A 26,127-nucleotide genomic window follows, 5' to 3' on the forward strand; every position below is an offset into this window, starting at 1 on the left:
TTCTAAATTGTGCATATTGTCAGGCTGAATTGCTTGTTACACTCTCGTTTTTACCCATCAACGTGTTCAGGATTATTTATCATGTTTGATACTTTCACCCCCAAATCGTCGCAAACTTATAATGGTGTTTTTACTCTGATTATTATTAATTTAGTTATGTATGTATTAGACCATATTCTGCAATTGCCCTTAGAAAGACTCTATTTAAACCATCATAATCCCGCGCTGTATCAATTTGTCACTTCTTTATTTTGCCATGCGAGTTGGCAACACTTATCGGGTAACTTATTTTTTCTCTATCTATTTGGCAAATTGGTTGAGGAGGAGGAAGGGGCAAGCGGGGTTATTATCAGTTATTTAGTTTGTGGCATTGGGGCTAATCTGATGAGTTGGTTACTACAATCAGGCTATTTTAGCTCGCTGGGCGCGTCGGGGGCAGTTTTTGGCTTATTCTCCGTCAGTGTATTAATTAGACTGAGTTGGGATTGGCGGCGATTATTAGAAGTTTTGATTTTAGGGCAATTTGTGATTATGCAAGTGATTCAAGAAACACAACAATTAGGACAGGCAGATGGTGTAAATCGAATCGCCCATTTGGGTGGGGCATTTGTTGGTGTAGTATTTATTTTGGGTTTATTACGCTTGGCAAAAAGTAAAAAAACATCTTAGCGATGCGTTCATTTATGCCTGTTTACAGACTTGTTGATACAATGCAGAAGGTAAATTTAAATACCAAATACTAAAATAACCTGAGTTCGGGATAAGAAATAGGGAAAAATTAATAAATTTAATTGGTTTATCTCGTTCCCACGCTGGAGCGTGGGAACGAGAATTTCTTATCCTGAACTCAGGTTAAAATACTATCTACAAAAAATCGTTATTTAGTACCTGTGTTTATCCCATTTAGTTTAACCAAAGGATTCATTGATAATGCGCCGTTTTGATTGGTTAGCGGAATTACTTGCCCGCTTTGAAGACCAGACAATTCAAGTGGGGAATGGGTCAAAAACCACGTTACAACCTGCTCACTTATTACATATTCCCGCGCCAGAATGGGGACGTGCGCTTGCAGAAGTGGCTCAATTTGCCTGTCGTTTTAGTGCCTTATGGGTAACAGAAACCCTACCTACAGCAAAAGATGAATATTATGGGTTTTTCATTCTTAGCTGTTGTGTAGAAAAACGCGGGGATTATGTCGTTTTTCGGACGGAAATAGCGAGCGACACCCCTGAAATAGCGTCTATTACGCCATTTTATCCCGCTGCAAATCGTGTAGAACGACATATACAAGATTTATTCGGAATTCGTTTTATAGACCATCCTGATAAACGTCGTTGGATACGTCATCAAGCGTGGCAAGAACATGAATATCCATTACGCAAAGCCTTTTCCGCACAAGGTGCGCCACCACATCTTACGCCACCAGACAGCGACTATCCTTTTTTACAAGCACAAGGGATTGGTGTTTATGAAATTCCTGTCGGTCCTGTTCATGCGGGGATTATTGAACCGGGACATTTTCGCTTTCAAGCCGTTGGCGAAAAAATCTTAAATTTAGAAGAACATTTAGGCTATATCCATAAGGGAACTGAGAAAATTGCTGAAGGGCGTGACCCCATTGCATTGGCAAAACTCGCAGGACGTGTATCAGGCGACAGTACCGTTGCGCACACATGGGCGGCCTGTATGGCAATGGAACGGGCGGCACAAGTGACGATACCCCCGCGCGCGCAATTTCTCCGTGCCATACTTTGTGAACGGGAACGAGTGGCGAATCATTTAGGTGATGTAGGGGCAATTTGTAATGATGTCGCGTTTAGTTTTGCATTTTATCAATTTGCGCGGTTGCGTGAGGAATGGCAACGCTTAAACGTAGCCAGTTTTGGGCATCGTTTTCTAATGGATTGCATTATTCCTTGTGGGGTAAAAACGGATTTAGCCGCCAATTTAATTCCTGAACATAAAGCACAATTGCATGTTTTTCAGCAAGAAGTAGAAGAGTTAGCAGGCATTATTGACCGTCATACGGGGATTGAAGACCGTTTAGAAACAACGGGAATTTTATCTTTAGAAACAGCCAGTCGTTTAGGGTGTTTGGGCTATGTTGGACGGGCGAGTGGATTAACATACGATGTGCGTCGCGCTTGTCCCTATCCCCCTTATGATGAAATAGTGGTAGAAGTGCCTGTTTTTAAAAAAGGGGATGTTAAAGCGCGTTTACAAATTCGCTTGGCTGAAATTCAAGCAACATTAACATTATTGAATCAGTTATTAAGTTTTCTCCCAACAGGCGATATTGTTGGACAGTGGCAAATTCCCTTAGAAAATGCGGAAGGTTTGGGGATTATTGAGGGATGGCGCGGAGAAATCGTGAGTTATATTCGTTTCGGTAAAGCTGGGTTGATTGACCGTTTTTATCCGCGTGACCCCAGTTGGCTAACTTGGTCGGCGTTAGAATTAATGATTCGCAATGATATTGTGCCTGATTTTCCTGTTTGTAATAAGTCGGTTAATGGTTCATATTCGGGTGTGGATTTGTAAGTATTTGGTAATGGGGTTTTAATTTCGAGCTAACCACGCATTAAATTTGTCCGTTAATACTTCTTGATGTTTTGCCCACCACGTAAAATCATAGCGGATAGCATTGGTAAAATTCGCGGGGGTCATGGGCAGTAAGGGTCTTATGTCATATCCTAACTGCGCGATGGTGGGCAAATATTTTAAGGCAGATTTACGGGCGGGGCTGTAAGCAATATAACGGGTTTGTTCTGCTAATGCTTGTGTGTCACTGGCAAACTTAATAAACTCAATGGCTAAATCTAACTGTTTTGTTCCCTTCACGATGGATAAAACATCTAAATCAAATAGTTGTCCATCCCAAATAATTTTATACGGTTTTGCATTGTTTACGATAGCATCCGCAACCCAACCATTATAAATAGTGGTCATAACGACTTCATTATTATTTAATAATTGTAAGGCTTGTGCGCCAGTGTCCCACCAAATAATTTGTTTTTTAATTTTATCCAGCATGGTAAATACCCGCTCGACACCTTCGGCGGTCGCTAAAACATTGTAAACCTCTGTGCTAGGCACACCATCCGCCATTAATGCCCATTCAAAAGTAACCTGTGGGGTTTTACGAAAACCGCGTTTACCTGCAAATGTTTCTATATCAAATAAATCCGCTATTTTATTTGGTTTTTTCTTAGCTTTTGCAAAAGCGGTTTCATTGTAAGCAACAACCGTTGACCACACCACAAGCGGTGCTGCGCAACTGGTTAAAATGGTGATGTCGTAAAAATCATTTAAAGGTGATATGCCATTAGACGATGGTGGAAATGAAGTTAAATCAATCGGTTCTAGTAAACCATCATTACAACCTTTTACGGCATCGGCAAGGCTTAAATCCACAACATCCCATTTAATATTATGGGTTTTTACTTGGGAGCGGATTTGTCCTAATCCACCGTTATATGTATTTGCTTGAATAGCAACGCCAAATTTATCTGCAAATGGTTTGTAATAAGCAGCGATTTGGCTGTCGGTATATTTTCCACCCCATGAAACGACGGTGAGTGTCTTGGCGGGAGATTCTGCCAATGTTACCGTTACATTGCTTAATAAGTAGCTAAAAATCAAAAAGATAAAGTGGTATTTTTGCATGAAATCATCAAGTAGGACAATCTTAATCAGTGGTCACAGCGTCTTTTAGACTTGTAACCAAAAAGTAACAGGGCCATTGTTAATTAATGTAACTTGCATATCCGCACCAAACACACCGCAGGCAACAGTAGCGTGTTGTAAATGGGCTTGTGCGCAAAAATGCTGAAACAGGCTTAGCCCAAGTTCTGGCGAGGCCGCCGTGCTAAAACTCGGGCGTGTCCCTTTGCGGGTGTCTGCGGGCAGGGTGAATTGTGGCACGATTAATAAACCGCCTTTTATATCGCGTAAGCTGATGTTCATTTTTCCTTGTTCATCTGCAAAAACGCGATATGTTAGCAGCCGTTCTAATAGGCGGTCGGCATTTGTCGTCGTATCGGTTTTTTCTACGCCTAATAATACCAATAAACCTGTTTCAATTTGTCCAACAATGGCTTGGTTGACGCTGACACTGGCTTGTGTCACTCGTTGTAAGAGTCCTATCATTTTTTAAACAACCGTTCTTTTTCCCGATTCCAATCGCGGGCCTTTTCGGTTTCTCGTTTATCAAACTCTTTTTTACCTTTGGCTAAGGCTATTTCTAGTTTTGCTCGTCCATTTTTCCAATACATCGCTGTAGGAACAATGGTTAAGCCTTTACGTTCAACAGAGCCGATGAGTTTGTTTAATTCACTGCGATTTAATAGGAGCTTACGGGTGCGTTGCGATTCGGGAAAAATGTGGGTAGAAGCGGTTTGTAACGGTGTAATCAACGCGCCAAATAAAAAGGCTTCGCGGTCTTTTACAAGAATGTAAGAGTCGCGTATTTGTACTTTCCCTGAGCGTACACTTTTGACTTCCCAGCCTTGTAGCATTAGTCCTGCTTCATAGCGGTCTAGTAGGAAAAAGTCGAAGCCTGCCTTTTTATTTAAACAAATTGTACCCGTATCGGTTTGATTTTTTTTTGTCATGTTTAGCAACTATAAAAACACATTAAAACGTCAATGTGGGCGCGAATTTATCCGCGTAAGTATTAAAATTACCTCTAAATTGCCTGTTTAGAGGTCTGTTTTTGATACGAGACTGTCTGCATCAGACTGCTCAGGATTATCAGAATTGACCGAGTTATCAATGCAGTTGTTTTTATCTCGTTCAAGTCTAAAAACCCTGATTTTAGAAACGATGGTATTAATTCCTGCTTGTTTAGCACGACCGATTTATTTTGTGGTCGTTTTTTCTGTATCAGGTATTAATATTTCAATCTGATTGTTGGTTTTTAGCGCATCAAGATAGGTTTGTTTTTGTTCAGCTTGCATTAATTGACGTACTTTTTCTTTGACACTGTCAAAGGCAGGAATATTTAATGGGCGTTTATCATTGATTTTAATGATATGCCAGCCAAATTCGCTTTGAATGGGTTTTTGGCTGAAGTAGCCTTTATCCAGTTTCCCCATTGCATCCCCAAAACTTGCTGTGACTTGTTGTGGTGTTATCCAACCTAATTCACCGCCTTTTTCGCCTGTTACGGTATCTTTAGAACTACTTTTTGCTAATTCTGCAAAGGGTTTTCCCGCATTTAATGCATCAATCAGCGTTTGTGCTGCTGCTTCGTTATCAACCAAGATGTGACTTACATTAAACTCTTGTGGGAGTTTGTCTTTAGATAAGCTTAGTTTTTGTTCGTAATCTACTCTAAGTGCCGTATCGTCTAATGGATGCTCGGCTAAATACTGTTCCATCGCCAGCCCGACAAGTAAATTTTTCCGCATGGCTTCTAGTTGATGGGTAAATGCGGGGGTTTTATCTAATCCATTTTTAAGTGCGTCAGTCACTAATAATTCACGGCTGATTAATTCTTCTAGTAAGGCATAATCACTGGTCGTATTTTCAGGAGAGGCGTATTTATTACGGAATTGTTTGTACTCGTCTAACGCTTGTTGTGTAATGGCTGTTCCGTTTAGCGTTGCGACCGTTTTATTGGTTGTGGTCGGTTGGGATTCTTCTGCCTGTGTGGTCTTAGCAAAAAGACTACCGCTTAATAAACAAGCAATTAATATTTTTCTTCTCATATTATCCACTAACCTATTAGTGTTAATTTAATGGGTATTCTTCAGGGGTATAGGCTTTAATGCTTAATGCGTGAATATCAGCGGGAATAAAATCACCCAACGCGGTATAAATCATTCTGTGTCGTTGCATGGCGTTTTGTCCCACAAAAACGGTGCTGATAATTAATAAGTCAAAATGTCCGCCACCTTGACGCGCCCCCGCATGTCCTGCGTGTTTGTAGCTTTCGTCCAGCAACTCAAGATGCACAGGTTTGATAATGGTCTGTAAGCGTTCTTTAATTCGTTCAATTCTGTCCGACATCATTCGCCCCCAACACATTACAGTAGGAAATTTAAGGAAAAACCTTTTTAAAAGGTTTTATATTAATTTTTGCATAGACACCCGATTGTTTGTAAGGGTCTTGCTCTGCCCACGCATAGGCTTCTTCACTGGTCGCAAATTCGGCAACAATCAAACTGCCCGTAAAACCTGCAGCACCGGGGTCTGTCGCATCAATAGCGGGGTGTGGACCTGCTAAAACTAAACGCCCTTGTGCTTTTAATGTTTCTAAGCGTTGCAGATGGGCAGGACGTACTTTAATCCGTGTATCTAAAGAATCTGGCGCGTCTTCGCAAAAAATAGCATATAACATAATAGATTATAATTCCTCTTGGTTCGGATAATCGCTTAATTAGCAACGATAACCTTCTTCTCTTAAAACTTGTTGTACAGCAGGACGGGTTAACATTTGTTGATAATGTGCAAGACAATGGGCGGGTAACTCAATATTAATACGGGTTGCCCAAAATTCAACATAAAACAATGCCGCGTCAGCAATGGAAAAGTGTTCTAATAAATATTTTTTCCCTGCTAGCTGTTGATTTAAAATTGTAAATCCTTCGCAAACGATTTCTTGCCCGCGTGCTTTAACCGCGTCGTAATCTGCCGCATTGGGTGTAAAGCGGTCTGTGGTAAAAATGCGGGTAAAGCCTTGTCCGTGTATTGTCCCAACCACGTAGCTCATGATTTCAATGGCACGTACTTCACTTTCTAAGTCGGTTGGCAATAGTTTTGCCTTTGGATAAGCACGTGCAAGCCAATGGGCAATAGCAGGAAATTCGGTTAGTACGCTTCCATCATCACGGACGAGAATAGGAATAGAGGCTTTAGGATTGAGGATGAGGAAATCGGGTTTTTGGTGGTCTCCTGCTAATAAATTAACCAGATAGGCCTCAAATGCAATGCCAATTTCTTCTAGTAAAATATGAATACCTGTCGAACAAGAACCGGGGGTGAGATACAGTTTCATGGTGTGTTGAAGATGGCCAAAAAGTGAATAAAAGTAGTCATTGTAACGTATGTTACGACTGAACCCTTATGCTGGGTGTAATTAATTAGAAAAACCGCTTTTTATTTCAAATGGTCACGGTTATTTGAAAGGCTTGAGTTGTAAGGATATAAGAAAAGATGGGTAACGGATAACACGGTTTGAAACGGTGGTATCCGTGTTGTGTCAAGGGTGCATGATGTGAGACTAACACGCGCTACAGTTTCCACTTTGGGTAAGTGGTTTATTATTCTCCTAACACTTGTTTTAAACGGTTTTTCTCTTCTTCAGACAAATCTGCTGGGGTTGTGGTGGTGTTTGCGTGGTAGCGGATAAATAAAAATAGAAAAATCAGCGCGGCAAGAATCAGTGCAAAAGGGGCAAGCCATAAAATCGCCGTTTTGAGTTTTAATGGTGGATTATATAAAACAAAATCACCATAGCGGTCTGTTAAAAAAGTGGTAATTTGTTCATTAGATTCACCTGCGCGCATTTTTTCTCGGATTAAATCGCGCATGTCTTGGGCAAGTTCAGCATCTGAATCGGCAAGGGTTTGATTTTGACAAACAACACAACGTAATTCAGTAATTAGGGCTTTAAAGCGGTGTTCTTGGTTTTCTTCGGTAAAAGGAATCGTGGGTTTATCCAGTGCGTAACCCATTAGTGGAAAACAGCAAAATAATAGAATAATACTAAGTTTTTTCATAAGATTAACTGTCTTGAAGGTGTTTAATCAGTGGCAGGATAGTTTTTTCTAAATCTTCTACCGTTATCGCACCTATGTGTTTGTAACGGATAATCCCTTGTTTATCAATGATGAATGTTTCTGGTGTGCCTGATAGCCCCAAATCCATACCAACGCGTCCTTGTGCATCCACTGCATTGGCCAAGTAGGGATTACCTTCTCTGGCCAGCACTTGTTTTGCTTCTATTTCTGTATCTTTATAGTTTAAGCCGTAAATTGGAATATTTGTATTTTTAGCCAGTTGCATCAGGAGCGGGTGTTCATATTTGCAGGTCACACACCATGAAGCCCATGCGTTAAACAGGGAGACTTTACCCTTAAAATTGTCTTGGGTAAAAATTTGGGTAGGATTGTCAAGCTGAGGAAGGGCAAATGTTGGGGTGGGTTTATCTATGAGGGTTGAGCCTAAATCGCGTGGATTAAGCCCCAAACCAACATAGAGAAAAATGGCTAATATGGCAAAAATACCTAGCGGTGCAAAATAACGTAACATACTGATACCTAATAATGAAAATCTAATTCTATCGCATGGGGCGGGGAGAGGGTTAGCGGGTAAGCGTAGCATATAACGCTTATTTCTAATAGTTTCCGCCCTGTTGCAATCGTTGGTATCGTCTTTAAATGGTATGTTATTTAACTATTGATTAGTAATGGTTTAATAAAATATGAAATTAATTTAAGGCGGAATTATTTGCCCACATTAAATTTGTGACAGATAACGCGGGTGTTTCGCGTAATTGTTCTTTATAAGCACAAATTTGTTGCGCTTTGCCATCGTCAATCACAATAACAGTTTCACCAAAGGCATCTACATCTGCTTGGTCGTGAGTGATAATGACGACAGGAACTTGAAATAGTTTTTGAATTTGAAGCAGTTCATTACGCATTTTTGTGCGGAGTAATGGATTTAGGGCGGCAAAGGGTTCATCTAATAATAATAAACTTGGTTTGCAGACGAGGGCGCGGGCAAGGGCAACCCGTTGTTGTTGTCCGCCTGAGAGGCTACGAGGAAAGCTGTGTGCAAGCGTAGCAATTTCAAACAGAGACATAATATTATGTACCCGTTGTTTTTCTGCATGGCTTAGTTTCCATTGCCATAATTTTTTTAACCCAAAACCGATATTGTCTGCAACGGTAAGATGGGGAAAAAGGGCGTAATTTTGCGGTAAATAGCCGATGTTGCGACAGTGAACAGGAATATTAACATGCGTTTCGCTATCGAATAAAACGCTGTTGTTGATTTTAATGTTGCCTTGCTCGGGGGTAATAAGTCCTGCGATGGATTGCAGGGTTAAACTTTTACCCGCCCCTGATGGACCAAAAAGCACGAGGAAATCACTATCCGCTTGAAACTGTACATTCAGTTGAAAGTGGCGGTGCTTTTCTGTGAGCTGTTTTTTAATATTGACATCGATAGCCATTTTATAATCCTCATGTTGTGGGGGTTATCCCCCACAGATAACGCTTTATGGTTTTCCAAATCCAAACGTTTCTAAAATTTTCATCCCTTCTTCTGAAAGGGCTAAGTTGATAAAGGCTTCAGCCAATTCTTGTTGTTTGCTGTCTGTTACGATGGCAATGGGGTATAAAATGGGCGTGTGATTGCCTAATGTTGCAACGACCTTTACTTTGTCTTTTGCAACGAGCGCATCAGTTGCATATACGAAGCCTGCGTCAACCTCTGATTTTTGTACATAGTCAAGAACTTGACGGACAGAGTCGGCATAGATAAATTTGGGTTTGAGCGTTTCAAACAGTTTATCGGCGGTTAAGGATTCTGTGGCATAACGCCCAGCGGGTACGTTATCACTGCCGATACCGATTTTTTTCACGGCTTCGCCTGTGAGTTGTTGGGTGTTGGTTAGTCCTAATTGACTATCTATCGGTACAACCATGACTAAGCTATTGCTGACAAAGTTTTTAACGGATTCGGCAATAAATGCTTTACTCTCCACACCTTTTTTAACAGTTGCTTCGTCAGCGGAAGCAAAAACATCTGCTGGCGCGCCTTTTTCGATTTGTTGTAATAAGGTGCTGGAAGAGGCGAAGTTGAAAACGACTTTTACGCCTTTTTCGCTCTCAAATTTTTTGCCCAGTTCTTTAAAGGCATTGGTTAAACTGGCCGCAGCGGATACGACTAATTCAGTATCAGCCGCGTAGCCTATGACGGACCAACTCAGTGATATTGCCAGTGTAGAAATGCCAAGCCAGCGTTTTGCTTGAGAAAAAGAGGACATAAATAGACTCCTTGTTGTGTTATAAGAAATTAAAAAAGTTACCAGTAATTGCTTTTTAATAAACGGCTCGCAATCACTAAAACGGTGATGCACACTAATGAGGTAATCAGCACTAGGACATTCGCCAGTGGGTCGTTGCCTGCTTGTACTGCATCATAAACGGCAAGGGATAATGTTTGAGTGCGTTCAGGAATATTGCCTGCAACCATAAGCGTTGCGCCAAATTCGCCCATTGCCCGCGCAAATGCCAGCATTGTGCCTGCAAGGATGCCCCGCCATGCCAGTGGAAAAGTGACGCGTAGAAAAACGGCTGTGCGATTTTGTCCTAAGGTTTTGGCCACATTTTCAAAGTTACGGTCAACCCCTTCAAAAGCGGCACGAGCGGATTTAAAGACCAGTGGGTAGGAGACGACAGCAGAGGCAACAACGGCACCATGCCAATTAAAAATCAGGGTGTAGTTGAAATGTTCGAGTAGAAAACCACCCATCCAACCTTTTTTGCCAAATAGGGTAAGGAGGTAAAAACCCAATACGGTGGGGGGTAAAACCATAGGCAGGGTTAAAAACGCGTCCACAATTTCCTTACCCCAAAAATGGGCGCGAGCTAACAGATAGCCGAGTGCAATGCCTATGATAAAAGCAAATATGGTGGCAATACTTGCAACCTTTAAGGTCAACCATAACGGTAACCAATCAATTTCCGACCAAGCTGACAGCATGAAGGGGTTATCCCTGACTAAATAATATGGATATGTATTAAAATATATAACGCTATTTATGTTAAAAATAGGGCTAAATGTCAAGTATTGTGCGTTACCATCAGCGGTGGAGGTTGGTAATAATTCGTTATTATTACCATGTGAATAAACTAGTTGGATTACTTAACGTTCTTAAAAATGCGTCTATTTATTTTTGAATTTATCAGTAGTGGCTATTTACTAGACCAAACATTGCCCGACTCTTTAGTCATTGAAGGGGATTTAATGTTGCGTTGTTTGTTAAATGACGCGGTAGAGGTAAAATGGAAAGAATCAATAGAAATCTGTACATTACGCGATTATCGCTTGGCTCCGTTGAACTTGCCCATACAGGTTTATACGCCCCGTTCTACAAACGAAGCGCGGGCGCATTGGCAAACGGCATTGCAATGGGCGAATATGGTGTTGGTGGTTGCACCTGAAACGGAGGGCGTTTTAGCGACGTTTAGTCAGGCCGTTGTCGCGGCAAAAAAAATATTATTAGGTTGTCGTCTGCCTGCAATTCAGCTAACAACCAGTAAGCGTCAAACCGCTTTACAATTAGCCAGTTATCAGTTGCCAATTATTCCTAGTTATCAAGCACGTCAAGCATTTCCTGAGAGTCCTAACGGATGGATTGTTAAACCCGATACGGGCGCAGGTTGTGAGCATACCTATTTGTGTAATGAACGTGCGATGATTCGACAATATTTGCCGTTAATTCCAAATCCAATCATACAGCCCTACATTGTGGGAGAAGCAGCGAGCCTAACCCTATTGACGGATGGGATAAATTGCCGTTTGGTGGCGGTTAATAAGCAGCATATTCAGGTAGATAATCATCATCAACTACATTTAAATACCCTAACGGTTAATCTGTTTTATTCTTTTGCCTCACGCTTTCAGGCGGTGGTGGAGTGTTTGCCAAAAGCCATTCCCGGATTATGGGGTTGGGTGGGGGTTGATGTGTTAATCACGGATACGGATTATTTTGTTGTAGAAGTGAATCCACGCTTAACGACAAGCTATGTGGGCTTAAAAACGTCTATTCAGGCAAATCCACTCTCGTTATTATTGCATTTACTCTATTCAGACGAGGTGTTCACGATGCCGTTGGCGCACGAGGCTATTTTTCTAGGAAACCTACATGATATCAAATAATTCTATTATTGGTTGGGATGTTGGTGGAGCGCATTTAAAAGTTGCCTATTTAGATAAACAAGCGCATTTACAATTTGTTAAGCAATATCCTTGTCCCTTATGGCAAGGTTTAGACCATTTACATAAAGCGATTATAGAAGCCCTTGCCTCCCTGCCTTATACGCCACAAACCACATTACATGGCGTGACCATGACGGGGGAATTAGTCGATTTATTTCCTGACCGTGCTACGGGAGTGCGTGAATTAATTCGTGTGCTTGCACAACATATTGAAGAGGGGCATTTATTTTTCTTTGGGGGAACAGGTGGTTTATTAACCTCAGAACAAGCCATGCAGCATACAGAACTCGTTGCCTCTGCGAACTGGTTAGCAACAGGATTATTAACAGGGCAAACGATAGAACAAGGCTTGTTAATTGATATGGGTAGCACAACTACCGATTTATTGCTGATTGAACAAGCAACTATCAATCATCGTGGTTATAGCGATTTTGAACGGATGCACGCGGGCGAATTGGTTTATACGGGGGTGGTGCGTACCCCTCTGATGACGGTTACTAATCAAGTGCCTTTTTATGGTTCATGGCAACCCTTAATGGCAGAACACTTTGCTACAACTGCGGATATTTATCGCTTAGTTGGCGCGCTAGATGAGCAATTAGACATGATGCCTGCGGCTGATGGACAAGATAAAACGCCAATAGACAGTGCAAGACGAGTCGCACGGATGTTGGGGGTGGATGTCAATGTTGCGGAATTGCCTAAATGGCAAAGTGTCGCCCGTTATTTAATTGATTGCCAAGCCCGCCGCATTATGGATGCCATTGATATTCAACTATCACGTCAACTACTTGCTACAGACGCGCCTTTTATTGGTGCAGGTGCAGGTAGTTTTGTGGTGCGTAAACTTGCCACTTGGTATGACCGCCCCTTTATTGATTTTGCGGAAATTATTCAGACTAACGACCTGTCATTACGTAAAGCGGCGACACTTTGCGCGCCAGCCGTTGCGGTTGCTTACCTTGCGAGAATTTGGAATGAACACTGTTCGCGTTGAATCACTGCCCTACATTGCAGAGATTAGCCACTACTTTTCCCTATTTGCGCAACATTCTTGGAGTGTTTTACTGGATAGTGGTGGACGGGGACGCTATGACATTCTCAGCACTGACCCTTATTGTACGCTGACAACGACTAACGGCATAACCACGATTACTCGCGGGCAAAAACAACAATATTATTATGGCGACCCCTTTCAATGTCTGCGCGAACAGCTAGGTGATAAAGTTATTCCACTACCCAATATTCCTTTTTGTGGCGGAGCAATTGGCTATTTTGGCTATGATTTAGGGCGTTACTTAGAAAAAATCCCTACTATCGCCCATCAACATAAAAATCTACCTGATATGGCAATTGGTTTGTACGATTGGGCGGTTGTTAGCGACCATCAACAACAACAAACATGGTTAGTCGGACAAGGACGTGATGCAACAACATTTCAACGGTGGGACAATTTACGCACTTTATTTAGTAATCCAATCACCGATAATTCCCCCCTCGCTCCCCCCTTACGTCCTCTCGCACCTGTTAGCTCCAATCTAAGTAAAGCGGAATATACAGAAGCATTTCAAAAAATTAAAGATTATATTCAAGCAGGTGATTGTTATCAAATCAATCTTGCACAATGTTTTAGCCTGCCAATGGTAGGCGATGCGTGGGCAAGTTATGCTCAATTACGTCAAGAAAACCCCGTGCCGTATGGTGCGTTTCTACAGTATCCCTTTGCAACGATTTTGAGCTGTTCCCCTGAACAATTTTTACAAGTGCAAACTGACGGACAAGTACAAACTAAACCCATTAAAGGCACACGCCCCCGTCACTCAGACCCACAACAAGATAAGGTATTAGCTCACGCGCTCCAAAATAGTCATAAAGACCAAGCAGAAAATGTCATGATTGTTGACTTATTACGTAATGATTTGAGTAAAACTTGTCACCACATTCAAGTACCTAAATTATTCGCTTTAGAAAGTTTTGCCACTGTTCATCATCTAGTTAGCACCATTACAGGGCAGTTGTATGAGAAAAATCATGCTGTCGATGTCTTACGCGGTTGTTTTCCGGGGGGGTCTATTACGGGCGCGCCCAAAATTCGGGCAATGGAAATTATTGAATCTTTAGAACCTCATAGACGGGGTGTTTACTGTGGCAGTATTGGTTATATCGGGTTTGACGGCAGAATGGACAGCAATATTGCTATTCGTACCGCCATTTATCAGCAAGAAACCTTACGTTTTTGGGCGGGTGGCGGTATTGTGTATGACTCTGAATTGGAAAGCGAATATCAGGAAACTTTTGATAAAGCACGCGCATTTTTAGCCTTATTTGCAACGTTATAGGCAACGTATTCATCTAAACTAGAATTTTCGGGATTAACAAAATTAGCTGAATTTAAAAATCGAAAATTTCCCCCCATTTCTGGGGGAAATGCTGCACCATAAAATCAGTACATTCAAAACTATACTATTGATAATGGCGTTTCAGATGAAAATCCCCACTGCATAGGCTTACCAAGTAATGCTGTCTGATGAGCATGTTCTAACAATAGATTAGTATCTTTTACATTCATTGGTTTAGCAAATAAATAGCCTTGTGCTTGTTCACATTTTAATTCTCGTAAAATCGCCATTTGCTCGGGCGTTTCCACCCCTTCGGCGGTTACATCCATATTTAAATTGTGTGCCAATGTAATTATTGTTTGTACGATGGCAAGATGCTCATTAGACCCTGCTAAGGTACTGATAAATGAGCGGTCTATTTTGAGTGTATTCAACGGAAAACGATGTAAATAACTCAAGGAGGAATAACCCGTACCAAAATCATCAATACTAAGTTGCATCCCTAGTTGACGAATTTGCGTCAATGTTTGGCTAATGGTCACGGCATTATTCATAAGGACGCTTTCAGTCAACTCTAACTTTAAGTGTGTGCGTTCACAATTGGTTGCAATAATCGTTTGTTCTATTTGGTCTAATAGGTTGGGTTGCAAAAACTGCTTTGCTGATAAATTTACACTCATCGTTAGCGGATAAAGTTGTGGAAATTCAGCCTGCCAAATTTTAACTTGCGTACATGCTTGGTATAACACCCAACAACCAATCGTGGTAATTAACCCTGTTTCCTCGGCTAAGGGGATAAATTCCAATGGCGAAATCATGCCTCGCGTGGGATGTTGCCAACGCAACAAGGCTTCAAAACCACAAATCTGCTGACTTTCTAAGTGGATAATCGGTTGATAATACACTTCAAATTCTTGGCGTTCTAAACTGCGGCGTAAATCGGTTTCTAGTTGCAGTCTAGCCAATGATTTGGTGTGCATATTGGTGTTAAAAATTTCATAACGTCCCATGCCTTGCGACTTAGCCTGAAAAAGTGCGAGGTCGGCATTACGTAAAAAATCGCTGGGTTCTGTACCGCCTAAGGTGCTAAGTGCAATACCAATACTGGTACTGGTGAAGACTTCTTGATTATCAATCATGAATGGCTGGGTTAGCAGTTGATAAATGCGTCGTGCTGTGCGGGATACTTCTTGTTGACTCTTAATATTCGTGAGTAATACTAGAAATTCATCACCACCAAAACGGGCAATAATATCATGCGCGTGAACACAGTCTTTTAAGCGATTACTGACTTCTATCAATAATTTATCGCCGATAAGATGCCCTAAACTGTCGTTGACTAATTTAAATCGGTCTAAATCTAAAAAGAGGACTGCAAAGGTATAATTGGAGTCTTGCTGACGATGATTAATCGCTTGTTGTAGGGCTTCAATAAATTTAACTCGATTGGGCAATCCTGTTAAAACATCATGATAAGCATAGCGTTTAAGTTGTTCTTCTGTGCGTTTGCGCTCGGTGATGTCAGTTACAATACCTTCATAATACAATAAGCGTCCTTGCGTATCCCGACATGCACGCACATATTCTGAAATCCAAATGATTGTTCCATCTACTTTATAAACATCTGATTCAAAATCAATAATTTCGTCTGATTTTTGTAAGGCTTGAATAAACTCAATACGTCGTTGTGGATTTACATAAAGTTGTTTAGCAATATTAGTTAGTTGACTCATTAACGCGTCGGGAGACGTGTAGCCATAAATACGCGCTAAAGCAGGATTAACAGCAATATAGTGTCCATCAAGGGATGATTGAAAAATACCTTCTAAGGCATTTTCAAAAATGCTACGGTAACGTGCTTCTGCTTCACGCAGCGCGATTTCTGCCTGTTTTTGCTGAGTAATATCCTGTGTTGAACCAATAAGATACAGTGGTTTATCATGCTGATCATAAACAACACGTCCTAAAGTATGCACATGGCGGACTTCTCCTGTTGGACGAATAAGCCGATATTCCACGTCATAGGGTTGTTGTTGATGAATTGTTAAATAAATCGCTTGTTCCACGTGCCAATGGTCTTCAGGATGTACACATTGCAAAAAACCTTCTTTGGTTAATGAATCCGTTGGCGATAGACCAAAAATACGATATAACTCATCTGACCACAATGCTGTTTCGGTGACTAAATTACGTTCCCAATAACCAATGTGGGCAAGACGTTGCGCTTCTTGTAGGCGTGATTCACGTTGTGCGAGGGTTAAAAACGAATCTTCTAATTGTGCCGCCATCACGTTAAAGGCTTCTGCAAGCGTAGCTAATTCCCGCATACCTGTGACAGGCACCCGTTTTTCTAAATGTCCTTGTGCAATTTCACTAGCCGCTTGATTAAGACGACGAATAGGGTGCGTAATCAACTGATTAATAATAATGCCTAAAAAAGTAGAGAATACAATGCCTAAAAAAAGCAAAATAATAAGTACAAGTTCAAGCGTTTCTTGACGATTCACAATCAGCCATGTTTTGAGGAAAACGAAAATACTCAGTAAAACAATCGGTGGCGCGACCAAGACAACATAGGTAGGAACATTGCGTATGTAATGCGTTAAAAAGTTGGCACGTTGCAGCATGTATAATCCTGTTAAAACAATAAATAATTATTACTCCCCCTCCAATTATTATGTAAACCTTTCATGTGTTTATTCTGTTGGCACTTCTAGTACCACTTCTTGAATACAATCAGCATGGCGTTGAAAACCCCGAATTTCTAAAACTCCTTTTGTGTTTAAAGAAATGATTAAATATAAGGCATTCGGATAAAGGGTTAGCACCGTATCGTGTGACGCTGGATACGCGGGAGCAGTTGGGTAAGAACGGTAAACAGCGAATAATTGTTGTTGCTGTTGTTCCATTTGTTTAAATAATTCTGCGTATTGCTGCGGGTCAACTGTATGGGGGGTGTGCGTTGTTGCTGGATAACAGTGCAACGAACCGCCCTCGGTTTGACCAATTAACCCGTAAACGTCAAGATTGGCTTGGTGTTGTGCATATTCAAGCAATTTTAAAACCAATAAACGCGGTAATTGAACAGTCATGGGCATAACAAGATTCCCCTATTGCGCCAAATGGCGGAAAAACGTGAGTAATTGTGCGATACATTTATCTTATCGCAATAGCGTAAAACTTACCCAAAAATGATAAACCGAATTTATTAGACTTCTCACAAGGTACAAAACCTAGAGATGAATAACGGATAAGATTGCTTGAGGTGGTGGTATTTGTATTGCTTTTGCGGAGGTTTTAGCGTGATTGATAGGCAGAAAAAGGACACAAAAAAACGGATTAACATGTCAAACATGCTAATCCGTTATTATCATAACCTTAGTAAATACATTACAAGATCAAAAAATAAAAAAGATATGGTTCAATTCAGGGTAACGGGTGGAGTACAAGGGGAAACTGACTCCAAAAGTGATGGTATTAACAAAGGCAACTGCTTTTTTTGAACCATACCATAAATCGTTACATTTCCTCTCCTTATGAGAGAGCTAAGCGTGAAAATTGTATTGATATTCTTCATTTTCCGCCTGTTCGCGTTTTTTGATACAAACGAGAATAAAATCGGTATGCCTAACCTAACTACTTCATGCTATGTGGTGTCTCTTGTTTTGTTGAGCTAAGGTCGTTCTGTGCCAAACTTCGGTTTTCTATAACATAGGAAGTTGCTTCACGCGCCATTTGTACCAAATTATCCCGATCAACGGCTTGAAACTTGCTGTTACGGGGGGTTTCTTTTTTGGCTTTGCTCATGCTCTGCACCTCAAGATATGATGGAAGAACTAAAGTAATTGAGTTGTTCCCTACTCACAAATCACTTTTACGATCCTTGTCCATAGTAGTTTTAGGTGCTGGAATGGAAAAATAAAGGGTTTAGATATAATTTGAAATAGGTGAATCTACGCATAGATAATTAACTTTATGAAAGGATTCTATAAAAAAATTTACTTATTTGTTAACTTGCGCAATTCTCTCTAAACGGGCTAAAACGCGATGAATCTTCACGACACCAGCTACAAACTGCTCTTTTCCTATCCCGAAATGGTTAAAGACCTACTCACAGGCTTTGTACATGAAAAATGGGTAGAAAATGTCGATTTCAACACCTTAGAACCCTACAAAACCGATTTTATCAGCGAAAAATTCCACAGTCGCAATGATGACCTGATTTGGCGCGTTCGTTATCAAGAAAATTGGCTATACATCTACATCATCCTAGAATTTCAATCCTCTATTGATGATTTTATGGCAATTCGCCTGTGGGTTTACATTGGCTTACTCTATCAACATCTGATAAAAACCGAAAAACTCAATCGTCATGACAAACTCCCCCCCGTTTTGCCTTTAGTTCTCTACAATGGCAATCAACGCTGGAACGCCCCAATTTCACTAGACAGTTTGATTCATCCCGCACCTGAAGGGTTAGCACAATATCGCCCACAACTACACTACTTACTCATAGACGAATTAGCGTATCAAGATGCGGAACTATCACCCTTAAAAAACCTTGTTGCGGCATTATTTCGCATGGAAAATAGCCGAAATCACGAACAAGCAGATACTATAATAGTAGAAGTCATCAAAGCCTTAGCGGACTGGTTAGACTCCCCCGAACAAGCAGGATTAAAACGGGCATTTGTAGCATGGTTAAAACAAATTTATTTACCGCGCCATTTACCCAATACCCCGATGCCTGTTATTAATGAATTAGAAGAGGTTAGAATTATGTTAGAAGAACGCGTGCAACAATGGTATGCCGAAGGAATGCAAATAGGTGTACAACAAGGTGTGCAACAAGGTTTACAACAAGGATTGCAACAGGGTGAGTATTTTGGGTTACAACGTGGCAGGCAAGAAGAAAAACAACGGGATATTTTAATGATATTAGAAATCCGTTTTGGCGAGTTACCACTTAGTCTTGTCGAACAAGTAAAAAGTATGGCGGAGATGGATTTACTAGAAACCTGTTTAAAACAAGCCGTATTAGTTGGATCATTAACCGTTTTTTGTGAGCAATGGGTGAAAACGAATTAACATACTTTGCCTATACAGTGCTTACTCCCATGCGTCAGCATGGGAATGTCCGTCACATCATGCAGGTGTTATTTAAAAACCTCGTCTATTTGCATGTTATCTAGCATATCAAGATGCAGAACTATCGCCCTTAAAAAACCTTGTTGCGGCATTATTTCGCATGGAAAATAGCCGAAATCATGAACAAGCAGATACTATAATAGTAGAAGTCATCAAAGCCTTAGCGGACTGGTTAGACTCCCCCGAACAAGCAGGATTAAAACGGGCATTTGTAGCATGGTTAAAACAAATTTATTTACCGCGCCATTTACCCAATACCCCGATGCCTGTTATTAATGAATTAGAAGAGGTTAGAATTATGTTAGAAGAACGCGTGCAACAATGGTATGCCGAAGGAATGCAAATAGGCGTACAACAAGGTGTGCAACAGGGGTTACAACAAGGATTACAACAAGGTTTACAACAGGGTGAATATTTTGGGTTACAACGTGGCAGGCAAGAAGAAAAACAACGGGATATTTTAATGATATTAGAAACCCGTTTTGGTGAGTTACCACTTAGTCTTGTCGAGCAAGTAAAAAGTATGACGGAGATGAATTTACTAGAAACCTGTTTAAAACAAGCCGTATTAGCTGAATCATTAACCGTTTTTTGTGAGCAATGGGTGAAAACGAATTAATGTTTTTTGTTCGCTGGTTCTCGTTTTCATGCTCTGTTCTAGTGGCTCATCATTCATTGGCCTATGTTTTTTGAGTAAAATGCGCCAATCTTCACTCTCTTCTTCTCATAATTCTTTTGGATTGTTTCAAATCCACTAGATTTTATTTCAAAACTGAGAAATGTTGGCGAATTTTTCTATTTTAATCAGGCTTCTTCGCTTGTTATAGAACTCATTGTGAAATGCAAATTATTCAATGATGAGTTCTATACAACCATTAAAACATCCAATCCTCACTAAAATTTGTCCCTTGCCCCTCTCCCTCAATATAAATACTTTTCAAGCGATTTTAAAAAAAATATACTAGACAATTTTTTATAACGCTTGACCTTCAATCTAGGGATTGGTATTTTTAACGGTTTACACTGTATCGTTTAATTTCCATATAATGCTAAAGGTCATTGATACAGTTCAATAGTTTGTTCACTATAACTTATATAGTTTTTGTTTAATGTATGACACGGGGGGGCCACTTACTATGCCCAGTAATCAAGAAATGTTGACAGGTGCAGAAATCACTGTGCGCTGCCTAGCCGAAGAAGGTGTGGAGTTTATATTCGGCTATCCAGGCGGTTCAGTGTTACATATTTATGACGCGCTTTTTAAGCAAAATAAAATCGAACACATTCTCGTCCGCCATGAACAAGCGGCGGCGCACGCGGCAGATGGCTACGCCCGTGCAACAGGCAAACCTGGTGTAGTACTGGTTACCTCTGGCCCCGGTGTAACCAATACGGTAACAGGTATCGCCACCGCTTATATGGATTCTATCCCGATGGTCGTTATCACGGGTCAAGTTCCAACCAGTTTAATCGGTAATGATGCGTTTCAAGAAGTTGACTCTGTTGGTATTACACGCCCATGCGTGAAACATAATTTTTTAGTCAAAGATGTTAAAAACTTAGCCGAAACCATTAAAAAGGCATTTTATGTGGCGACAACAGGTCGTCCCGGTCCTGTGGTAGTGGATATTCCTAAAGATGTGACCGCTAATAGCACCATTTTTAATTATCCCGATAAAATCGACATGCGTTCTTATAAGCCTGTTGTAAATGGTCATCCCGGACAAATCCGTAAAGCCGCTGATTTAATCCTGTCTGCAAAACGTCCGATGATTTATGCAGGCGGTGGTGTGGTATTGGGTGAAGGTGCAAAAGAACTCACTGAATTTACACGTTTATTAGGCTATCCCATCACATTAACCCTAATGGGTTTAGGCGCGTTCCCTGCTACTGACCCGCAATATGTGGGCATGTTAGGGATGCACGGTACGTATGAAGCGAATATGGCAATGCACGAGTGTGATGTGCTCATTGCTATTGGTGCGCGTTTCGATGACCGTGTGACGGGAGATTTAGAAAAGTTCTGCCCTTATGCCAAAATTATCCACATGGATATAGACCCCGCGTCTATTTCCAAAAATGTGCGGGTTGATGTGCCTATCGTCGGTGCTGTTGACCGCGTGCTACGGGAAACCCTCAAAGCCTTACGTGAAACAGGTAAAATGCCCGATTCTGATGCATTAGCCTCATGGTGGGCGCAAATTGACGCATGGCGTGCAACCGATTGCTTACATTTTGACCGCAAGAGTAAGTTGATTAAACCACAATTTGTTATCGAAAAATTGTACGAAGTCACAGGCGGTGATGCGTTTATTACCTCCGATGTTGGACAACATCAAATGTGGGCGGCACAATTTTATAAATTCGACAAGCCCCGTCGTTGGATTAACTCGGGTGGTTTAGGCACGATGGGATTTGGTTTGCCCTCTGCGATTGGTGTGCAATTAGCGCATCCTGAGGCAACTGTTGCCTGTGTAACAGGTGAAGCTAGCATTCAAATGTGTATTCAAGAATTATCCACTGCCAAACAATACGAATTGCCGTTGAAAATAATCAACTTAAACAATCGTTACATGGGCATGGTGCGCCAATGGCAAGAAATGTTTTATAACAAACGTTATTCCCACTCTTACATGGATGCATTACCTGATTTTGTCAAATTAACCGAAAGTTATGGACATGTCGGTATGCTGATTGAAAAACCTGAAGATGTGGAAGGCGCGTTGCGTGAAGCCTTTGCCATGAAAGACCGTTTAGTCTTTATGAATTTTGTCACTGACCAAGCAGAAAACGTTTATCCCATGATTGCAACGGGTAAAGGTCAACATGAAATGGTGTTAGCACCTGACAGGGAATTAGCCTAATGCGTCACACAATTTCTCTTTTACTAGAAAACGAAGCAGGAGCGTTATCTCGGGTGGCGGGATTATTTTCTGCTCGCGGTTATAACATAGAATCCCTCACCGTCGCGCCGACTGAAGACCCCTCTGTTTCACGCATGACCATTGTTACTAGTGGTTCAGACGGAATTATTGAACAAATCACCAAACAACTAAATAAATTAGTTGATGTGATTAAACTCATTGATTTGAGTGAAGGCGCGCATATTGAACGGGAATTACTCCTGATTAAAATCAAAGCCTCCACAGGCAATCAACGCGATGAAATTAAACGCCTAACGGACATTTTCCGTGGACAAATTATCGACGTAACCGATGCGACCTACACCATCCAGATGACAGGACCGGGAGATAAAATTGATGCGTTTATCAAATCCCTAGAACCGACGCTGATTGTAGAAGTCGTCCGCTCAGGTGCATTAGGCATCGGACGTGGTAACAAAAGTTTACATTTATAATAGACTACCCCCTTTCCTATTACTGCTTAGGAAAGGGTAACACCCGCCAGATTAAACCCTCGTTACACAGAATAATTTTGGGAGAGAACACCAACATGATGAATATTTATTACGACAAAGATGCAGACTTATCTTTAATCAAAGGCAAACAAGTTGCCATCATCGGCTATGGCTCACAAGGTCATGCCCATGCTAATAACCTAAAAGATTCTGGTGTTAATGTCGTTGTCGGTTTACGGGCTGGGTCAGATTCCGCAAAGAAAGCTGAGAATGCAGGCTTAATGGTAAAATCAGTTGAAGAAGCCGTTAAAATGGCTGATTTAATTATGATTCTCGCGCCTGACGAACATCAGGCCAAGATTTACCGCGACAGCATCGCCCCTAACGTCAAAAAAGGCGCGGCAATTGCCTTTGCTCATGGTTTTAATATCCATTTTGGACAAATTGAAGCCAGTGCAGAACTCGATGTCATCATGATAGCCCCTAAAGGACCCGGTCATTTAGTCCGTTCTACCTATACCAATGGTGGCGGTGTTCCTGCATTAATCGCCGTGCATCAAAACGCATCTGGTCGAGCCCGTGATATCGCTTTATCTTACGCCTCCGCCATCGGTGGTGGTCGCGCAGGGGTTATTGAAACCTCTTTCCGTGAAGAAACTGAAACCGACTTATTCGGGGAACAAGCCGTTTTATGCGGTGGTGCGACAGCATTAGTCCAAGCAGGTTTTGAAGTATTAGTCGAAGCAGGCTACGCCCCAGAAATGGCATACTTTGAGTGTTTACATGAATTAAAACTCATCGTTGACCTCATGTATGAAGGCGGTATTGCCAATATGCGCTACTCCATTTCTAACACCGCAGAATATGGCGACATTACTCGCGGTCCTCGTGTGGTTACGCCTGCTGCAAAAGAAGAAATGAAAAAAATCCTGAAAGAAATTCAAACAGGACAATTTGCCCGCGAATTCATTTTAGAAAACCAAGCAGGTGCAGCAACCCTCAAGGCCTCTCGCCGTATTGCGATGGAACACCCCATCGAACAAGTTGGTGAAAAATTACGTAGCATGATGCCTTGGATTAAAGCCAACCGCTTAGTTGACCGTTCCAAGAACTAATTGTTGACACCGTACACAGCACTTGCTGTGTACGGAATTCCTGCCATTTTCTCTGCTGTGTGAGGACGTTATGTCCCCAGAATCTCCAATTCCCACGCCTCCCCACCGTCGCCGTGGTATTTATTTATTACCGAATCTCTTCACCACTGCCGCTTTATTCGCGGGGTTTTACGCCATTATCGCCGCAATAAAAGGTCATTTTGAAGCCGCCGCGATTGCGATTTTTATTGCCATGGTATTAGACGGTTTAGATGGTCGCGTTGCTCGCATGACTAATACCCAAAGCCATTTTGGAGCAGAATACGATAGCTTATCGGACCTCGTTTCATTCGGACTCGCGCCCGCGTTAGTCATGTATGAATGGTCATTATCCTCATTAGGCAAACTGGGTTGGTTAGCTGCCTTTGTCTATACCGCAGCAACTGCATTACGTTTAGCGCGTTTTAATGTTTATGTGGGTAAAATTGATAAAGCCTATTTTCAGGGCTTAGCAAGTCCCGCCTCGGCTGCGGTAATGGCGGGTTTAGTGTGGGTTGCGACGGATTATCAAATTGCAGGCGAAACGTTAAGTTATCTCGCCTTAGTCATAACGCTGTTGATGAGCTTTTTAATGGTTAGCAACATTCGTTTTCGCAGTTTTAAAGACATAGACCGCGATAAAGTACCATTTATGAACATTCTATTAGTTGTTGTTGTCATTGTCTTAATCGCAATTAGCCCGTCACAAATGCTGTTTGGCACATTTTTAATTTACGCCTTATCTGGTGTTGTGATGTTTGTCTTGCAATGGTTTCGAGGAAAACGCGGAGTAGTGGACACTACACCAAAACCGCCAATTTAGTCGGTTAGGTTTTTATTTACGTTGGAGCTTTTTGGGATTATTTAAACTCATTTCCATATTTTGAGTGTGGGAATGAGGAAAATGCCAACGTCGATAAAGCGTAATCAATGGCTAATTTATACCTAATTAATTTAAAAAAGCAGAATTTCCTGATTTCTTGCTTTTCCCTTCTTTGTTGTTTTTATCCGTTACACTGAAAAATCGCATTTTTAGATTCTTCTATCAATAATTTTCTTAGAACACCTTATATTTTAGGGGCTTCTGGGACAGCGCAAAAAAAAATGAAATTACATCAATCTGCGCCATCAAGTCTTGAGTCTTTTCTATGGCGACTAAAATATAAAGGCACTGCATACAGTTATCATAACTTACTGTTCTGCCGTTTCTATCTTTCAGCCATTTTTGATAGCCGCCGATGTAAAAATCCCAAATGATAGGGCTAACATTATAAAAATATTTGGCTTTATTGATATAAATCTTATTATTTTTAGTATTCAATTTTATCGACAAGATTATTGCCTTCAATAGGAAAGTTACAGTCGTTTTTATCCGCTTCCATGATTAGTTGTGACGTTTAGTCTCTGGGTATTCAGAGCAACAACTCTTTACTTATTGGCATGACTAAAATAAAAAAACGCGAGACTAGACCCGCGTTTTTTTATGTTTTTCTGATGTATATACATCTACTAGAAAGAGGATGAATAAATTTACCTTGATAATCAATCCATCGTTAGCGTTTCTAGCAATAAGGGCGCACTTGCAGTACCAACAACTTGCCAACTCAATTGATATACGCCGCCTGTTACTTGTTCAGACAATATCAGGCGGTAAAGTGTTTGTTGATAGTCTGGATAAGCGGTAAATTTGGGATTGTCTTTAAAAGGATAAAAACTAATTTCTTTACCTGTTAGCGTTTTATCGTGATAGTTAAACTGAATTTCTTTAACGGTTGCACTTTCTTCTAATGCGATTTTTACTTGATTTTGAAAATATCGCCAGTGTCCTACGGGTGCAAGTCGTTGTAGTTCTTGCACTGAGCGTTGTAAGAACAGTAGCAGAATTGGATTACCTTGTGCGTCGTTGACATCAGGAAAAAGTTGTCGACGGTCTTGGCTAAAATAATCAACATGAACATTTTTACCCGTTGTCCCTTGGCTGATTTTTAGCTGTATCGTATCTGTAAACCCCTCTTCTACCGTTCCTTTTTTGCTAAAGGTGTAAGCAATACTGCTAGGAGTTTCAGTATGTTGTAAATGATTAGTAAAAAAAAGCAGTGTATTTGCTTGAGAATAGGTTTCTGCGTGCGCAATAGGAGAAAATCCACAGCACATGCTTATCAGTAGCACAAAAAAACGCATGATTATCCTC

Annotated in this window: 28 protein-coding genes; 11 read left to right on the forward strand and 17 right to left on the reverse strand. The window is 41.1% G+C overall.

What is annotated here, in order from left to right:
* Positions 1-81: 81 nt before the first annotated feature.
* The gene (locus AL038_RS14825) at positions 82-669 is read left to right on the forward strand and encodes a rhomboid family intramembrane serine protease (protein WP_062154096.1); all 588 of its coding nucleotides are present in this window, start codon (positions 82-84) and stop codon (positions 667-669) included.
* A gap of 261 nt (positions 670-930) precedes the next feature.
* Entirely contained in the window at positions 931-2,541 is a 1,611-nt protein-coding gene (locus AL038_RS14830) for a hydrogenase large subunit (protein WP_062154099.1), read from the forward strand.
* Positions 2,542-2,559: 18 nt separating this feature from the next.
* Here the strand turns inward: AL038_RS14830 and AL038_RS14835 are convergent, their stop codons facing one another.
* The 12 genes from AL038_RS14835 to modB all read right to left on the reverse strand — a co-directional run bounded on the left by AL038_RS14835 (position 2,560) and on the right by modB (position 10,719).
* A complete protein-coding gene (locus tag AL038_RS14835; RefSeq protein WP_062154101.1) occupies positions 2,560-3,666 on the reverse strand; it encodes an ABC transporter substrate-binding protein in 1,107 nt (368 codons plus the stop codon).
* A gap of 45 nt (positions 3,667-3,711) precedes the next feature.
* A complete protein-coding gene (gene dtd / locus AL038_RS14840) occupies positions 3,712-4,149 on the reverse strand; it encodes a D-aminoacyl-tRNA deacylase (RefSeq protein WP_062154103.1) in 438 nt (145 codons plus the stop codon).
* The gene (gene smpB, locus AL038_RS14845) at positions 4,146-4,613 is read right to left on the reverse strand and encodes an SsrA-binding protein SmpB (RefSeq protein ID WP_062154105.1); all 468 of its coding nucleotides are present in this window, start codon (positions 4,611-4,613) and stop codon (positions 4,146-4,148) included. Before smpB ends, dtd begins: the two co-directional genes overlap by 4 nt.
* A gap of 246 nt (positions 4,614-4,859) precedes the next feature.
* Entirely contained in the window at positions 4,860-5,711 is an 852-nt protein-coding gene (locus AL038_RS14850; protein WP_062154107.1) for a peptidylprolyl isomerase, read from the reverse strand.
* Between the two features lie 22 nt (positions 5,712-5,733).
* Entirely contained in the window at positions 5,734-6,015 is a 282-nt protein-coding gene (locus AL038_RS14855) for a BolA family protein (protein ID WP_236839405.1), read from the reverse strand.
* Between the two features lie 28 nt (positions 6,016-6,043).
* On the reverse strand, positions 6,044-6,343 hold the full coding sequence (locus AL038_RS14860) for a YciI family protein (protein ID WP_062154111.1): 300 nt from the start codon (positions 6,341-6,343) through the stop codon (positions 6,044-6,046).
* Positions 6,344-6,382: 39 nt separating this feature from the next.
* Complete coding sequence (locus AL038_RS14865; RefSeq protein WP_062154113.1) at positions 6,383-7,000, reverse strand: glutathione S-transferase family protein; 618 nt, start codon at positions 6,998-7,000, stop codon at positions 6,383-6,385.
* A gap of 265 nt (positions 7,001-7,265) precedes the next feature.
* Positions 7,266-7,724 (reverse strand): cytochrome c-type biogenesis protein, encoded by a 459-nt coding sequence (locus AL038_RS14870; protein WP_062154116.1) that lies wholly within the window; start codon positions 7,722-7,724, stop codon positions 7,266-7,268.
* 4 nt (positions 7,725-7,728) lie between these two features.
* On the reverse strand, positions 7,729-8,256 hold the full coding sequence (locus AL038_RS14875; RefSeq protein ID WP_062154118.1) for a DsbE family thiol:disulfide interchange protein: 528 nt from the start codon (positions 8,254-8,256) through the stop codon (positions 7,729-7,731).
* Positions 8,257-8,434: 178 nt separating this feature from the next.
* Entirely contained in the window at positions 8,435-9,184 is a 750-nt protein-coding gene (locus tag AL038_RS14880) for an ABC transporter ATP-binding protein (protein WP_062154120.1), read from the reverse strand.
* A gap of 45 nt (positions 9,185-9,229) precedes the next feature.
* Positions 9,230-10,000, reverse strand: coding sequence for a molybdate ABC transporter substrate-binding protein (modA, locus tag AL038_RS14885; protein ID WP_062154122.1), 771 nt, complete (start codon positions 9,998-10,000; stop codon positions 9,230-9,232).
* 38 nt (positions 10,001-10,038) lie between these two features.
* On the reverse strand, positions 10,039-10,719 hold the full coding sequence (modB, locus tag AL038_RS14890) for a molybdate ABC transporter permease subunit (RefSeq protein ID WP_062154124.1): 681 nt from the start codon (positions 10,717-10,719) through the stop codon (positions 10,039-10,041).
* Positions 10,720-10,896: 177 nt separating this feature from the next.
* Between modB and AL038_RS14895 the strand changes: the two genes are divergently transcribed.
* The 3 genes from AL038_RS14895 to pabB are packed head-to-tail and all read left to right on the forward strand — an operon-like array spanning position 10,897 to position 14,297.
* Positions 10,897-11,898: an ATP-grasp domain-containing protein gene (locus AL038_RS14895; RefSeq protein WP_062154126.1), complete on the forward strand. Its 1,002-nt coding sequence runs from the start codon at positions 10,897-10,899 to the stop codon at positions 11,896-11,898.
* Positions 11,885-12,955, forward strand: coding sequence for a hydantoinase/oxoprolinase family protein (locus AL038_RS14900; RefSeq protein ID WP_062154128.1), 1,071 nt, complete (start codon positions 11,885-11,887; stop codon positions 12,953-12,955). Before AL038_RS14895 ends, AL038_RS14900 begins: the two co-directional genes overlap by 14 nt.
* Positions 12,936-14,297 carry an aminodeoxychorismate synthase component I gene (pabB, locus tag AL038_RS14905; RefSeq protein WP_062154130.1) on the forward strand — a complete coding sequence of 454 codons (1,362 nt, stop codon included), beginning with the start codon at positions 12,936-12,938 and terminating at the stop codon, positions 14,295-14,297. The genes AL038_RS14900 and pabB overlap by 20 nt, the downstream gene beginning before the upstream one ends.
* Before the next feature lie 119 nt (positions 14,298-14,416).
* On the opposite strand, the gene AL038_RS14910 is transcribed toward pabB, so the two are convergent.
* The 3 genes from AL038_RS14910 to AL038_RS14920 form a co-directional block, all read right to left on the reverse strand.
* Positions 14,417-16,924 carry an EAL domain-containing protein gene (locus AL038_RS14910; protein ID WP_083991543.1) on the reverse strand — a complete coding sequence of 836 codons (2,508 nt, stop codon included), beginning with the start codon at positions 16,922-16,924 and terminating at the stop codon, positions 14,417-14,419.
* Positions 16,925-16,993: 69 nt separating this feature from the next.
* Positions 16,994-17,395 carry a M67 family metallopeptidase gene (locus tag AL038_RS14915; RefSeq protein ID WP_062154132.1) on the reverse strand — a complete coding sequence of 134 codons (402 nt, stop codon included), beginning with the start codon at positions 17,393-17,395 and terminating at the stop codon, positions 16,994-16,996.
* A 538-nt stretch (positions 17,396-17,933) separates the two neighbouring features.
* Positions 17,934-18,104, reverse strand: a complete 171-nt coding sequence (locus tag AL038_RS14920) for a hypothetical protein (protein WP_161575470.1) — start codon at positions 18,102-18,104, stop codon at positions 17,934-17,936.
* A gap of 240 nt (positions 18,105-18,344) precedes the next feature.
* On the opposite strand from AL038_RS14920, the gene AL038_RS14925 reads away from it, so the two are divergent.
* The 6 genes from AL038_RS14925 (at position 18,345) to pssA (ending at position 24,759) form a co-directional block, all read left to right on the forward strand.
* Positions 18,345-19,385, forward strand: a complete 1,041-nt coding sequence (locus tag AL038_RS14925) for an Rpn family recombination-promoting nuclease/putative transposase (RefSeq protein ID WP_062154136.1) — start codon at positions 18,345-18,347, stop codon at positions 19,383-19,385.
* Positions 19,386-19,545: 160 nt separating this feature from the next.
* Positions 19,546-20,064: a DUF4351 domain-containing protein gene (locus AL038_RS18830; protein WP_062154138.1), complete on the forward strand. Its 519-nt coding sequence runs from the start codon at positions 19,546-19,548 to the stop codon at positions 20,062-20,064.
* Positions 20,065-20,581: 517 nt separating this feature from the next.
* Positions 20,582-22,309, forward strand: coding sequence for an acetolactate synthase 3 large subunit (locus AL038_RS14935; protein WP_101539164.1), 1,728 nt, complete (start codon positions 20,582-20,584; stop codon positions 22,307-22,309).
* Positions 22,309-22,803, forward strand: a complete 495-nt coding sequence (gene ilvN / locus AL038_RS14940; protein ID WP_062154142.1) for an acetolactate synthase small subunit — start codon at positions 22,309-22,311, stop codon at positions 22,801-22,803. Before AL038_RS14935 ends, ilvN begins: the two co-directional genes overlap by 1 nt.
* Before the next feature lie 98 nt (positions 22,804-22,901).
* Positions 22,902-23,918, forward strand: coding sequence for a ketol-acid reductoisomerase (ilvC, locus tag AL038_RS14945; RefSeq protein ID WP_062155564.1), 1,017 nt, complete (start codon positions 22,902-22,904; stop codon positions 23,916-23,918).
* 70 nt (positions 23,919-23,988) lie between these two features.
* Entirely contained in the window at positions 23,989-24,759 is a 771-nt protein-coding gene (gene pssA / locus AL038_RS14950) for a CDP-diacylglycerol--serine O-phosphatidyltransferase (RefSeq protein ID WP_062154143.1), read from the forward strand.
* Between the two features lie 234 nt (positions 24,760-24,993).
* On the opposite strand, the gene AL038_RS18975 is transcribed toward pssA, so the two are convergent.
* Both AL038_RS18975 and AL038_RS14960 read right to left on the reverse strand, forming a co-directional pair.
* Entirely contained in the window at positions 24,994-25,284 is a 291-nt protein-coding gene (locus AL038_RS18975) for a type ISP restriction/modification enzyme (RefSeq protein WP_414635093.1), read from the reverse strand.
* A 194-nt stretch (positions 25,285-25,478) separates the two neighbouring features.
* A complete protein-coding gene (locus AL038_RS14960; RefSeq protein ID WP_062154147.1) occupies positions 25,479-26,117 on the reverse strand; it encodes a hypothetical protein in 639 nt (212 codons plus the stop codon).
* Positions 26,118-26,127 lie beyond the last annotated feature (10 nt).

The organism is Beggiatoa leptomitoformis, from assembly GCF_001305575.3.
In the GTDB taxonomy this organism is placed as follows: Bacteria; Pseudomonadota; Gammaproteobacteria; order Beggiatoales; family Beggiatoaceae; genus Beggiatoa; species Beggiatoa leptomitoformis.